The following is a 12,801-nucleotide window of genomic DNA, read 5'->3' as shown; positions in this document are numbered from 1 at the left end:
CCCCCCCCCCCCCCCACAACACCAATGCGTAAGTCCAGTGAGAAATAGGACGTTTGGGACTTTGGCTTAGAGAAGCTTCTGCATGAATCGTTGCACGGTTCCGTCACACAACGATTCATGTTTCAAAAAGCCATTCATGCAGGAGATTTAAAGAACCCTGAGTTTTGGATAAGCTGAAGTGCCCATTTTTGCGTGCGCGTCGCGCACGCAAAAATGGGCTTTTCTGAGGTTTGCGCGATGCGCAAACCTCAGAAAAGCCCTTAACCGAAACTGACGTTAAAGAAGTGCGAGAAGGGACAGGGCAGATGCAGCTCTGTCCCTTCTCGGCTATTGACCGCAAACAGGGCCTGTTAAAGTGCCAAGGGCAACATCTGGCCCCTTCACCGCAACATTCATGCTGCCTTCAGTCACCGCTCCCGACAAGGTGACAGAGAACACGCCATCGACAAAGCCACCACCTGGCTGCCACTTAATCCCGCTTAAACGAGCATTGGGATCAGGATTGACTAGTTCCCCATTGGGCGAAGCGTTCACCACACGGGCACAACTCGGTAGTTCCAGCACCCAGTTACTCAAGTCTTGAGCAACTGGTAGTTCCTCAACCCGGTAGCGCCAGGTAGAAGAACTGCTGCTGTAGGAAACGCCCAAGAAGGTGACGCGATAGCCATTCGGCAGGGTCACAACATCAACGCCACTGGTTAACTCCTCAGTTTCAGAAGGGAGGGAAGCCGGAGCCGACGCTTCATCATTGTCATCATCGTCTTCTTGATTCGGAGCCTCATCCACGTCCACATCATCCTGATCGGCCTCAAAAGGACAACGCAGCACCACATCCGAGGCTTGTCGGGTTCCTCGGATTTCGCGAATTGCCACTTCCAATTCGCTTAAGCGGGCTTGCAGGCCACAGTAGGCAATTTGAGTAGACTCTAGTTGGGCGATCGCCAGTTCACGGCGCTCCTCCAACTCCCGAATTTCAACACGGATTTCTTCACGGTCAACTTCCAGGGTGCGAATGTCACCTCGAATCGCAACCAAGGATTCCTCCAACTCCACACGCTCTTCCCGAAGGGTTTCCAGGGTAACCGTAGCGGTTTCAATTTCGGTTTGTAGGGAAGCTAGGCGGATTTCGACCTGCTCAAGTTCTGCTTCAAGGGCTACCAATCGTGCCTCAGACGCTCGAACCTCTACTTGAGAGCTTTGCAGTTCCAAACGAACATCTTCGACTTCGGCCCGTAATGAAACGAGTTGTGCTTCTAGGGTTTCTTGCTCTTCGTTGAGAGAAACAAGTTCAGCCTCGGTTGTTTCAATTTCGGCATTAATCGCAAGCAGACGAGCTTCAGACTCTTCAATCTCCGATCGCAACTCGACAAGCCGCTCTTCAGAGGTCTCAATCTCAGCGCGGATGCTGATTAATTGAGCCTCTAACGCTTCACGGTCACTCCGCAAGGCAACCAGTCGCAGCTCAGCAGTTTCAATCTCTGCTTGCACAGCAACCAGCTCAGCTCGGTATTCTTCAAGTTCTAGCTGAACTTCGCGCACATCTTCTTGCGAACTCTCTAGATCAGCGCGAACAACAATGAGTTCCTCTTCCAGGCTCGCTCGCTGCAATCTCAAGGTTTCCAGTTCAGCTTCTGTCGTTTCAATTTCTGCCTGAATGGAAATGAGTTGGGCTTGCGTCTCTTCGAGTTCGGCTTCGGCTGCTTCCTGTTGCTCAATTGTTGTGATGGTTTGCAGGCGAAGCTGTTCTAACCGTGATTCGGCCGTTGTAATTTCGCTGCGAAGCGTCGTTAATCGTGCCTGTTCTACTGTGAATTCACCATCTTCAACAGCTTCCAATACGGTGAGTAATGCATTTACTTCAACGTTGTCTGCATCCAGTTCGCGCGCTTGGCGAAGGATGGCGATCGCCTCCTCATACCGCTCCAGCTCCAGCAGGGCAAACCCTTTGAGAGCCCAGACATCAGCATTGTTGGCATCAAGGGCGATCGCACGGTCACACACTGTAATCGCTTCCTGATAGCGCCCTAATTTATAGAGCGCCGTTCCCTGGCTGATCAGAATTGATGTAGAAGTTGCGTTACTTGTTAATTGACTGTAGAAAGTTAGCGCTTCTTGGTATTGCTCCAAATCATACAGCAGAGTATTGGCAATGCGTTGGGGAATGATCGTGCGCACCAATTCTTGCTCGTAACGAGACTCGCCTTGTAGCGTGAGCGCTTGCCGCCAAACAGCTACAGCCTGAGTGTACTGTTGCAAACTGTAGAGGGCATTACCTTGCTCATAGAAAGCGTGAATATAAGTACCATCAATTTCGGTTGCTCGCTCGTAAGAAGCTGCAGCCTCCTGGTATTGGCCCAATTTGCTGAAACCCATACCACGCCAAAACCAGGCCGATGCGATGTTCGGATTCACATCAAGAATCCGATCGAGAAGGGCGATCGCATCCTCATATTCCCCAGCACCTTGGGCACGAATAACCTGTTCCCATAGGCTATCTAGACGAAAGGAGGACTGAGCGATGAAGATACCATCTTCACGACCCTGGCGATCTACCTCGGCCAGAGCAAGAGCATTGAGACCTAGAACGCTGGTTGCTGCCAACGTTGTTAAGGAAAGAAAAACCTGAAGCGATAGTTTTTTCATGATGAATGCGACAGTGTATTCGGGAAACAGACAAGCTGTACAGCAACGCCGTAAGGCAAAGCTTTAGACCAAAAATTGGCAGATCCCCGTTTAAGGTGCCCATTCGCTCCTCAAAACCACCAATTCTTTCAATAAAACTAAGTTTTTAGGGATTTTTCATGCGCTACAAGTTGTTGAGTGAACAATAACGCAGCAAATTGGACATTATAGAGAAGCTTTTATGATGAATGAGGGTAATATAGGCAATTGCAGTAAACTGCCCGCCACACGATCTTCCTCCCTTCAAGAATTACAGCCAATCGCCAAGAAGGCTCAAACACTTTTTCCAACAGAACTGACGCATGTGGGTTAAGTATTGGGTGGCTTCGCAATCTAATACTCAACACATACGAGAGTGGATGAGCTTGCGTAAGGCTGATCTAAGCAAAACCAGAGGCAACAATCATGAGCGTCCTAGCAAGTTTTGAAGCGCGTAGCATCCAGAACGGGTGAAGGAGGCGATCGCCTATCACCATTAGCGATATGGAATAGAGCGAACTCTCATGTATAGCAGTGAAACGTTAGGCCTTCTATGCCCAATTGAATGACGCTAAATTTAAGAGCTGAACCCAATAATAAGGTGGACAAGTGATGCAATATCCGCTTGTCGTTCACGCTCATTTTCGAGACAAATAATCTAAATTCTTTGGAATAGAGTCTTTATTATATAATTTAATAGTGATTAAGCAACGAAAAGGCATTGCCATGCTGTTCCAGCCCACAATCGGGCGGTGAGACGAGCAAATTACCTTGATACCGTTCCTTCCTTACTCGACTTGCAAGTGAGTTTCCGGTGTGCCTAACGACATGGAATCAACGGTTGTACCACTGGATTAAGCCAACAGGCAAAGGAAGAAATTGATGCATCTACGTCGCTTGGTCAGCAGCTTGCAGGAGAAGATCGCACTTACATCAATCACCGAAGGAATGGAAGTATGTCTACCAGGATTTCAATCATTGCAAGAGAGGTTTGAAAAACTCTACCCTCATGCGCAATTTGTTACCCAAAAGTTTAACGATCTGATACATCTCGCCACCGCTGAATCAGATGACTCGACCTTACAGGTTCTACAGGGCAAGGTCGCAAGGCAACATCCCGAAGGGGGTTTGGTCGCGGACTGTTCAGCATTGTTCAGCACCGCCAACTGACTCATGTGAAAGAATCAGAAAATTTCTTCGTCAATTACGATATTGCAACATTAGCAGTACCCCAAGTAAAGAAATCGCTTCCGTGCCCGCTGCCACTACCAATACTTCACGGCGTAGTATTTATATTTTATCAATATGAATGAGGACTAAAAAATGCTAATTAAGTTACTAAGTCATTCAGTTACTCAATGAGGTTGGCAAACGTGCGATGTCTAAGCAACTGAGAGATGCATTGATTGAAGCCTTGGAAGATGAATACAAGGCAAGGGCAACTTACCGCTTAATTCTGAGTAAGTTTGGCGCAATCCGGCCCTTCGTCAATATTGTGGAATCGGAGGAACGCCATATTCGGGCATTAATTCCCTTATTCCAGAGGTATGGCTATGCGCTACCAGAAGATACATGGCAAGGGCGCATCACTATTCCCGCATCGGTTCAAGAAGCCTGTCAAGAAGGTGTGCAGGCAGAAATTGAGAATGGAGCAATGTATCGACGGTTGCTCAATCTCACAACCGATTATCCAGATGTTCAAACCGTTTTTTTGAATTTGCAACGGGCATCGCAAACCAGACACCTGCCTGCTTTTCAACGCTGTGCAGAACGGGGCACTATCCAAACCGGGCAAGGTGGCAGAGGGCATGGAAGACATGGGCGAGGTTGCAGGCATGGAGCCTAAGGGCGATCGCAAGTTTTGGCTGATGATTGGCTGATTTAGCAGGAGGATTCATTATGACTGATGCAGCATCTACCCCAACACAAAGCGTGGGAACCATCGATGTTGCTCCGCGCCTAGGAACTTTTTTGGAAGAGTATGGCGAAATTGCAACCATTTTACCTGTGTTGACCGGGCTATTCGTTACCAGTCGTCTGCAGCTTAGAGGAGCGCAGGCCTTGTTAGTGAACTTGGCGATCGCAGCGATGACTCGTCAGGCAGTACAGCAACTCAAAAAGCAAGCTCATCATTCCCCTGCGCTTACTGCTTCCTCGAATGGACAAGTTGCACCTGAACCCTCTCCCCAAACCGTAGAAGACTACACCATCGTCCATTCCACTGTGGGGCGTATTCGCCTCCGCATTCCTCGATTAATTGCAGATGCCGCCTATGCCAAACGATTAGAAACTCTGTTGCTCAACGATGAACGGATTACAGGAGTGCGTTTGAATCGAGTGGCGGCCTCTCTGGTCATTCAGTATGACGGAACGGATGTATCAGAACTGGAATTGGGAATGCGCTTATTAGAAATTCTCGGCCAAGCCGAGAAGGGATCAACTCCAGATCTGGTTCACTCTGCGGCTGAATCTTGAATATGGCAACTCTAGCATCGTTGATGGCTCCCAAAACAATGGACGTGGGAGAACTCTCACCCATCCCTATCGTTGAACTGGTTCATCAAATTCCAGGACGCGCCAGGTTTCGGATTCCCATGTTAGCAACCCATGCTGCCATTGCAGACCACCTTGAAACCGCGCTGACTCACCTTCCAGGAATCATGAGCATTCGCCTGAACCGAGCGGCGCGATCGCTCATCATTCAATACGAAATCGGTCATTCCGTAGAAGAACAGCTTCCTTACCTGTTATCCCATTACTGCCAGGGTCAAAGTCTTCTTCAACCCCCTGCTTCTACCAGCAGCTCTGTAACATCCGCTTCGTCCAAAATCCACGATTCAAAATCTAAAATTTCGACTGGCAATGAAGGGCAATGGTCAAGCCTGCAACTTCCGGTTACCGCCTCTGTTTTGTCATTTTTGTGCCGATTCCCTCGGTTTGTTGTGCTACGCCCCTTGGCAATTGCCACGGTTCTTGCGGCGGCTTTACCTGTGGCGCAACGGGCATTCTATAGCCTGTTTGTGCAACAGCGGCTCAATATTGATTGTTTGGATCTGCTGGCATTGAGTTTGAGTGGCTGGCAGGGCAAGTTATTTACGCCCGCAATGGTGATTACGCTGCACGAACTAGGAGATGTAATTCGGGAACAAACGGCGCGATCGACGGAAGTGCGCACGGCAAATTTGCTGGATGCGATTGGGCACTTTGCCTGGGTGAAGTATGGGGATCATCCTCCGCAGCAGATTGAGAGCGATCGCGTCCAGATTGGCGACATCGTGATTGTGTATCCGGGCGAGCAAATTCCGGTGGATGGTGTCGTCCTGCAGGGAGAAGCGATCGTCAATCAGCAAAGCCTGACGGGAGAATCGATGCCTGTGGTGCGACGAGTCGGACAACAGGTACTTGCCTCAACACTTGTGCAATCTGGACAGCTCTATTTACAAGCAGAACGGGTCGGACAACAAACGCGTGCGGCGGCCAGTATTGAGTTGCTACAAAAAGCTCCGGTGTATGACACTCGCATGGCAAACTATGCCGGGGAAATTGCCGATCGCCTGATTGTCCCATCGTTAATCCTGGCAGGAATTGTCCTTATAACCACTCGCGAACCTGCCAGAGCTGCTGCAATCCTCACGTTGGACTTTGTAACAGGCATTCGGGTTTCCATTCCGACAGCTTTGTTAGGCGCGCTCAACCATACCACCCGACACGGTGTGCTGGTTCGCAGTGGACGGACACTGGAACAACTGTCAAACATTGATACGATCGTGTTTGACAAGACCGGAACCTTGACTCAGGGGACAATTGCCATTCTGGGGGTCAGAACGGTAGCCGGAAGCTTACCTCCAGAAACCGTATTACAACTGGCAGCCGCAGCAGAACAGCGGCTGAATCATCCCGTTGCGGAGGCGATCGCTCAGTATGCTCAACAGCACAATCTATCCATTCCCGCTCGGCACGAATGGTCTTACAAGGTTGGTTTAGGCATTCAGGCACAGATTGAAGATTGGGATGTGTTGGTCGGCAGTGAACGCTTTTTACAACAGGCGGGAGTAGATTGGGGAAACTGGACAACGGATGCACTAGATGGCCAACAATCTCTCATTTATGTCGCCTGTGCTCCTGTTGGCAGTGGAATCTATCGCTTTCAAGGAGCGATTCAATATGCAGATCCCCTTCGTCCTGAAAGTAGTCGTCTGCTCCAGGTTCTACAACGCTTGTACAGAATTGAAGTCCATCTTCTGACAGGAGATAATGCTCAACGGGCCGCACAAGTGGCTCAAGAATTGGGAATTCCCAAAGAACGAGTGTATGCCGAAGCATTCCCAGAGCAAAAAGCTCGTGTGGTGCGAGACCTCCATCGATCTGGTCGTACGGTTGCCTTTGTTGGGGATGGCTTGAACGATTCGGTGGCGCTTGCCTATGCAGATGTCTCTGTTTCCTTTGAGCATGGCTCCGACATTGCACGAGAAACGGCAGACGTGGTGCTGATGAACAATAATCTCCTGGATTTGTTGGAGGCGATCGCCATTGCTCGTCAAACTCGCGCCTTAATTGACCAGAATACAACGCTGGTCGTTGCACCGAACCTACTGGCTCTGGGACTGGCAACAACCGTTGGGCTCAACCCTCTCGTAGCCACAGCCATTCATAACGGGTCAGCGATCGCTGCTGGCATCAACAGTCTGCGCCCACTAATTCAGCACCAAATGCAGCAATCCTCTCAGTCTTAATGGGTAGCGTAAAAACACAAAGTATTGATCCTTATTGCAATATCTTCTCAACTAATAGGGAAGACTGCTATTCTAAAAATGAATGAACCCTTAGTTCCTAAAGTCTACTAAAGTCTATGTCTCTAATTCATCTTGAAAGGTCAGTACTAACCTTTCACCTCAAAGAAATTTTAGAAGACGGGCATGGCAGCCATCCACTAACATGGCTTGGCCTGGGGATTCTCATTTTTGGTCCTAAGTTAATCCCTGGGGCCAAAACTGCACATCCCAAGAGCGAAAAGTTGCTCAGTGCAAAACGATCTGGACATACTTCAATGTCACTCTCTCAATGGATTGCCGAAGCACAACAGCGCGAATCGACTCATCAGATCGCCCCTAGCATTCACCATCATGCGTCAGACAAAATTTTGATGAATTAGGTAGTGAACCATGAGGAGTTGGGGAAAGCAAGCGAAACTTACTCAAGGACTCACCTCCCCCTTCACTCCTTCATCCTCTATCCCTCTACCGTAGATTTCGATGAAGATAGGGAAGTTTGCACTGCGGCCTGCTTTTGCGCTTCAATCCGGGCTTCTGCTCTCGCTTCTGCCGCAATGTCTGCGATAAGTTCACGTGTTTCAGCGATCGTACTCTTTGCTTGTTCGAATAGCATAACCCCTGATTTGATGGTTGCTTTCAGGGCAGGTTTGACTAGAGGTAATACCAAGGGAGCGATCGCCACTGTTGCGACACCCACTGCGATCGCTCTGGCACTTGGGTCGGTTGCTAGTTCAGCAACTCGCGCTCTTAAACCAATATTCTCATGATGCATTTGTTGCATATTGCACCTCGTCTACGTTTGGGTGTGTCGTATCACACCCATCATCATTATATGTCCAGTCTCCTCAAAACCCTTGAATTATAAGAAAGGTGCATATCTCAGCTTAAAGTTAAAACCTTGTTCAGATTCATTGTCGTATCTTTCTCCTTTGGATTGCTGTATCTCTATTTCAAATTTGTTTCATTGAATACACATATCATCCTCGATCGGTTCATTTGATGCAGAAACGTCAGCCATTAAGCACGGCTTATCCAATTGTTTTATGAACAATTAGCTCTTGCCTTAAGCTGATCCTTCAACACGATCCACCGGGGAGAGGAGAAGTTCAATTTGGATTTGGATCGTTTTTCAGAAACGACGAGCTAGGCTCGTTTCGATCAAAGTTGAACAGAACGAAGGAGAACAATACCACGGCTTCTCTGGTAGAACCGACACGATAGGAATTAGGGTTGCCTACAGCCAAAGTTGGCCCGAGTAAATGCAGTGGCAGCCTGAACCGACTCAACTGTCCATAGGGCACTACAGTTGTTCGCATCTGAGTTGCCGCCAATTTGAATTTTATTGGCAGATCGGTTTTTAGAAGTTTCGGCAAAGGGCTGAATCGTTCGTAGCTCAACTCCCTGTTCGAGAAGAACCGTAGCAGTAAGCTTCACAGTATCGATATCAACTGGATTACCAAACCAAAGTGCGTTTAAGGGGGTTGAAGTTCGCGAGTCAGCCGATAAGACTGAAAAACCCAGATCGGACAGAGATTCTGTAATTTCAGGCTGGCGAACTATATCCTTAGCAAAATATTCAATCGTAGTATCAGGAAGTTTATTGCTCATTTGAGCAAGCACTTCCAGAGATGGCCCCCAGCTATAGCGATTTAAGACTGTGTGATAAATTTGCAGCAATATTTTTTTCTTCCCAATCTCATTGGCTGTACTGAAGCTATCAATCACCTCTGAGTTGAGAACTTGATGGTAAATCTCATCAACATTAGGATTCCCAGGAAAAGCCTCATAAGCTTGACGAAAATATTCTTGAGCTTTGCTTAAGTCCTCAGATAATAACGCTTGAAACCCCAACGTTTCGTATTGTCTGGCTGCTTCTAAATTTATACTTTGGCCAGATTCGACAGCTCTACTTACTCTCTGATCAGTTACTTCTTGCTTTGCTTGTTCAACTTGCGTCTCTGCTAATACAGCTGTCTTCTGGGCCTTATCTTTTCCATCTAGGGCTGCTTGTAGCTGGATATTCTGCCAAACCAAGTATCCGCTTAGAGCAGAAAGCAAGAGAATAATACTTGTTAGAGCGATCGCCCGTTTTTGTGCCCTACTTGCTTTGTCCTGTTTGCTGCGTTTGACTAGTTTAGTTTCAAGTGGAGTTAAGTCTTGATATTGCTGTGCCTCCTCTAGCAAAATTCCTTTCAGCAGCAGGTCACGCGGATAGCCACGGCGCTGCCATTGTAAGGCGGTATCGGTTAAATGCAAGCGCTGGCGTAGAGTCACTCGCTCTTCATCCAACCACTCCATCAGTTGAGGCCAGTTGCGAATCAAGGCTTCATGGGCAATTTCGATCTGCGTATCTTCTGGGGTTTCTCCATCGGTTTGTCTCACAAGCCGAGCTTTGCAGAGCTTGTCTAAAACACGCTGAATGCGGTCTGGTGCAATGCCGAGATGATCAAGCTCCTGTCGTCGAATTCGGTTATTGGTTACTTCCAGCCCCATACTTGGGCGTACCATTTTGAGCAAAATATGTTTCGCTGCATCTTGATCTTCAGGAATTAGGTTGGAGTAAACTTCATCGGCTCTGTGTGCTAAAGCCCGCCTTCCGCCGCCAAGCTGTTGGTATGCATGATATGTAACTCGGTTGCGATCGCGGTGTTCCCAAAGTTGCAGCAGCATAAATTGCAGCAATGGCAGAGCAGCCGGTTCCCCCAGCACATCGGCAATAAGTTGATCGACGACGCCATCCTCAAACTTAAGCCCCACTTGGGCTGCAGGAGCTTCGATTGCTTCTCTTAATTCTCCCGCATCAAGGGGGAACACTCGAACCTGGGCAGATTGGAACAAAGTCCACAACTGCGGTAAGGTGGCAACCTGGCTTTCAAAATCGCTCCGCATCGTTAGAATGACGTAGTGTTGAGGTGGATCTGCCACTTGAATTAAGGCTACCAAGCTATCAATAAATGCTCGACGAATCACTAAATCCTGGCAAAGGGTAAATACTGATCAATGACTAGGACAGTGGGTTTTTCCCCGGCAACTTGGCGTACGAGTGTAGGCAAATCATTTGGGTTGGCTTCGAGGTGTTTTAACTGAAGATTCATCCAGTTCGCATCTGCAAGACACTCAGGCTGAAGCAGCCGAACTAAGCTGTGCAAAGGATTGCTACCGGGAACCATGGTAGAAAAATAGTGCCATTGGTCACTACCCGGTAAGGCACCTGCTTTGAGTTTGGGGATGAACCCTCCTCGCACCACCGATGACTTACCGCTGCCTGAATCACCAACAACCGCCAGCATTGAGTGGGAGGCTAGCGCCTCCAACAGCTCTGTCACTAAGCGCTGCCTCCCGTAAAAGAAACCTGCATCCTCTTCACGAAACGCATCCAATCCGCAGTAGGGGCAATCTGCTTCATTAAGTTCGGGGGATAGGTCAATGTCAAAGTCAGCCAAAGTGGAGTTGGGTGCAGGATATCCCGATCGCAGCAAGACGGATACCCAGTAATCGAGTAAGCCTTGGGCGGCAAGGCGATCGCCATCGTCATCAATCAGGGCTCCAGTTTCTTTTCCCTGACTCACAAATGTTTGAATGTTGGGCACTAAGCCTTCTCGATCGCCCGCTTCTCGATATAGCTTGAGCAGATTCCCGTGGGCAGCGCGCAGTGCCGAGAAAGAAGGAAAGTGGATCGACGGATCATCAGACGTTGGGTGGCCAGTTAAGGTATTCATGAGATCTTCTCAACGACGAGGGCTAGTGATTGGCTAATGTCTCGCAGTTCATCGCAGAGTTGAATTAAGCTCAAATCCACTTGAGAAAAATAGTTCAGTGCAGCTCTTCGGTAAATGCAGAAATGATGTTTGATTTTGACGGGATCATTCAGTGCGATCGCATCATCCAGGCGTTGTTCGCATTGCTTTTGAGAAAGCAGCATCGGATCTGATACATCTTGATATAAAGGTTTCGTCAGTTCTTTTAATCCCGGCCATGCCCACTCTAAATCGGTTGTATCCCGATGCAGGTTCACTTCAATTCGCCGCAAAATTGAATCAACTTCCTGCCAGGCATCGTGAGTATGAACTAAGACCTCAAGCCGGGTACTCAAACTGGAGAGCGAACTAATTCCTTCCGAAAACTGCTGAACTTTTGCTGAGTCAGATACAGCCGCATAAATTTGGGGTTGAAGGGTACCGAGATTGTTCACCATTTCTGCCAATCGGAGTGCTTTTGCTGTTTCTGTAAGGCTGGTATTGAGCCGAACAGGCTGATCTGCTAAGAGCTGAGTTAATGAAAAAATTGCTTGTTGAAGACTATGAACATCCACATTATCTGTAGCCGCTTGGAGTTTCGTGTGAGCGTCTTCTAACTTGTGAATCCACGGCGCATCGTAGGCTTTTTCTGGACGAGTCGCCACAACTTTGCAAACTTCGGCCGTAATCCCTTGCAAGGCCATACCATACTCAGCCAGCATAGTTAGGGCCATGTCATCAGTGGGAAATCGGCGTGCTTCTTGCACAATATTTCGATAGCATTCAATTTCCACTTTATGCAGCAAATCATGCAGGTTTTTGTAATAGCTGAGGAGTTGAATCTGTTCAGCAAGAACCTTGAAATCTGAACGGAAGACGATAACTGCCTCATAAATCTTGGGATTGGCGAGTAGCTCCACCAAAGCTGTGAGTCCCGCATGAGCATCATTAGAAGCTTCTCGGAGTTTTGGCTCTTGCGCTGGATCGGCAAATACGGTGAGCGTCTCTTTGACGTACAGTTCGGGGATGGTGTGAGCATTGGAAAGAACTGCAACTGCTGGTTCTGCATCCCCATGGGCAGACAAATCGCGACTATCAGTATAGCCGCAGTAATGAGATTGAATTTGTCGGCAGCCTGTTGCATGAGCGCCTTGAATTGACTCTCCAGCCCCAAGCGCCAGATAAAAGCCCTGAGCATAGGCGATCGCATCGGCATCAGCAATTGCTTGGTTCATGCCAATGACATAGTTAATGTGTTGGGAAATGGCTAAGGCCTGCTCCTTGGAATGACAAGCATTGAGCAAAACACATTCCACATGAGGAGCGACTTGTTTGAACAAATCCGACAAGATATCTGTACTGAGAATACAACACTGCCCTTGGTCATTTTCTAGTACTAGACCTGACTGGCCTGTTCCATGACCGCAAAAGTGGATGATGCGAGGTTTTATTTCCAAAATGGCTCGCTGCAAATCATCCCAACGGACAGCATCACGACGGATAAATGTAAATTCATCACGGTATTTGGACTGTTGCAAGCGGGTTTCAATTTCCCGGATCTCTCGGTTGAGGCGAAGAGCGGAGGTATCGTCGGGATTTGCCGCCAAGGTCAAAATCGTTTTCATGAGATT

The 12,801-nt window shown here is 48.3% G+C and carries 7 protein-coding genes and 1 pseudogene; 4 read left to right on the top strand and 4 right to left on the bottom strand.

Translation table 11 applies throughout. The features are described 5' to 3' along the window. Positions 1 to 327: 327 nt before the first annotated feature. A complete protein-coding gene (locus tag ACQ4M4_RS21970; protein WP_430686608.1) occupies positions 328 to 2,643 on the bottom strand; it encodes a tetratricopeptide repeat protein in 2,316 nt (771 codons plus the stop codon). Between the two features lie 900 nt (positions 2,644 to 3,543). Here ACQ4M4_RS21970 and ACQ4M4_RS21965 point away from each other — a divergent pair. The 4 genes from ACQ4M4_RS21965 to ACQ4M4_RS21950 all read left to right on the top strand — a co-directional run bounded on the left by ACQ4M4_RS21965 (position 3,544) and on the right by ACQ4M4_RS21950 (position 7,394). After that, a complete protein-coding gene (locus tag ACQ4M4_RS21965) occupies positions 3,544 to 3,831 on the top strand; it encodes a ferritin-like domain-containing protein (protein ID WP_430686607.1) in 288 nt (95 codons plus the stop codon). 208 nt (positions 3,832 to 4,039) lie between these two features. Beyond that, the gene (locus ACQ4M4_RS21960) at positions 4,040 to 4,507 is read left to right on the top strand and encodes a ferritin-like domain-containing protein (RefSeq protein ID WP_430686606.1); all 468 of its coding nucleotides are present in this window, start codon (positions 4,040 to 4,042) and stop codon (positions 4,505 to 4,507) included. A gap of 53 nt (positions 4,508 to 4,560) precedes the next feature. After that, positions 4,561 to 5,136: an HMA2 domain-containing protein gene (locus ACQ4M4_RS21955; protein WP_430686605.1), complete on the top strand. Its 576-nt coding sequence runs from the start codon at positions 4,561 to 4,563 to the stop codon at positions 5,134 to 5,136. Between the two features lie 2 nt (positions 5,137 to 5,138). After that, a complete protein-coding gene (locus ACQ4M4_RS21950) occupies positions 5,139 to 7,394 on the top strand; it encodes a heavy metal translocating P-type ATPase (protein WP_430686604.1) in 2,256 nt (751 codons plus the stop codon). Positions 7,395 to 7,890: 496 nt separating this feature from the next. Here the strand turns inward: ACQ4M4_RS21950 and ACQ4M4_RS21945 are convergent, their stop codons facing one another. The 3 genes and pseudogenes from ACQ4M4_RS21945 to ACQ4M4_RS21935 form a co-directional block, all read right to left on the bottom strand. Beyond that, positions 7,891 to 8,214: a DUF5132 domain-containing protein gene (locus ACQ4M4_RS21945; RefSeq protein WP_430686603.1), complete on the bottom strand. Its 324-nt coding sequence runs from the start codon at positions 8,212 to 8,214 to the stop codon at positions 7,891 to 7,893. A 443-nt stretch (positions 8,215 to 8,657) separates the two neighbouring features. Next, positions 8,658 to 11,152, bottom strand: a pseudogene (locus tag ACQ4M4_RS21940) (hypothetical protein). Further along, positions 11,149 to 12,795 (bottom strand): CHAT domain-containing protein, encoded by a 1,647-nt coding sequence (locus ACQ4M4_RS21935; protein WP_430686602.1) that lies wholly within the window; start codon positions 12,793 to 12,795, stop codon positions 11,149 to 11,151. The pseudogene ACQ4M4_RS21940 and the gene ACQ4M4_RS21935 overlap by 4 nt, the downstream one beginning before the upstream one ends. Positions 12,796 to 12,801 lie beyond the last annotated feature (6 nt).

This window comes from Leptolyngbya sp. AN02str (assembly GCF_050565595.1).
Classification (GTDB): domain Bacteria; phylum Cyanobacteriota; class Cyanobacteriia; order Elainellales; family Elainellaceae; genus Kaiparowitsia.
The sequence above is the reverse complement of the archived record's forward strand: the minus strand, read 5'-3'. Positions and strand labels throughout refer to the sequence as shown.

Coding starts and splice junctions, on each gene's coding strand:
- ACQ4M4_RS21945 (WP_430686603.1), bottom strand. CDS start 8,214: ATGCAACAAATGCATCATGAGAATATTGGTTTAAGAGCGCGAGTTGCT.
- ACQ4M4_RS21960 (WP_430686606.1), top strand. CDS start 4,040: ATGTCTAAGCAACTGAGAGATGCATTGATTGAAGCCTTGGAAGATGAA.
- ACQ4M4_RS21955 (WP_430686605.1), top strand. CDS start 4,561: ATGACTGATGCAGCATCTACCCCAACACAAAGCGTGGGAACCATCGAT.
- ACQ4M4_RS21965 (WP_430686607.1), top strand. CDS start 3,544: ATGCATCTACGTCGCTTGGTCAGCAGCTTGCAGGAGAAGATCGCACTT.
- ACQ4M4_RS21950 (WP_430686604.1), top strand. CDS start 5,139: ATGGCAACTCTAGCATCGTTGATGGCTCCCAAAACAATGGACGTGGGA.
- ACQ4M4_RS21935 (WP_430686602.1), bottom strand. CDS start 12,795: ATGAAAACGATTTTGACCTTGGCGGCAAATCCCGACGATACCTCCGCT.
- ACQ4M4_RS21970 (WP_430686608.1), bottom strand. CDS start 2,643: ATGAAAAAACTATCGCTTCAGGTTTTTCTTTCCTTAACAACGTTGGCA.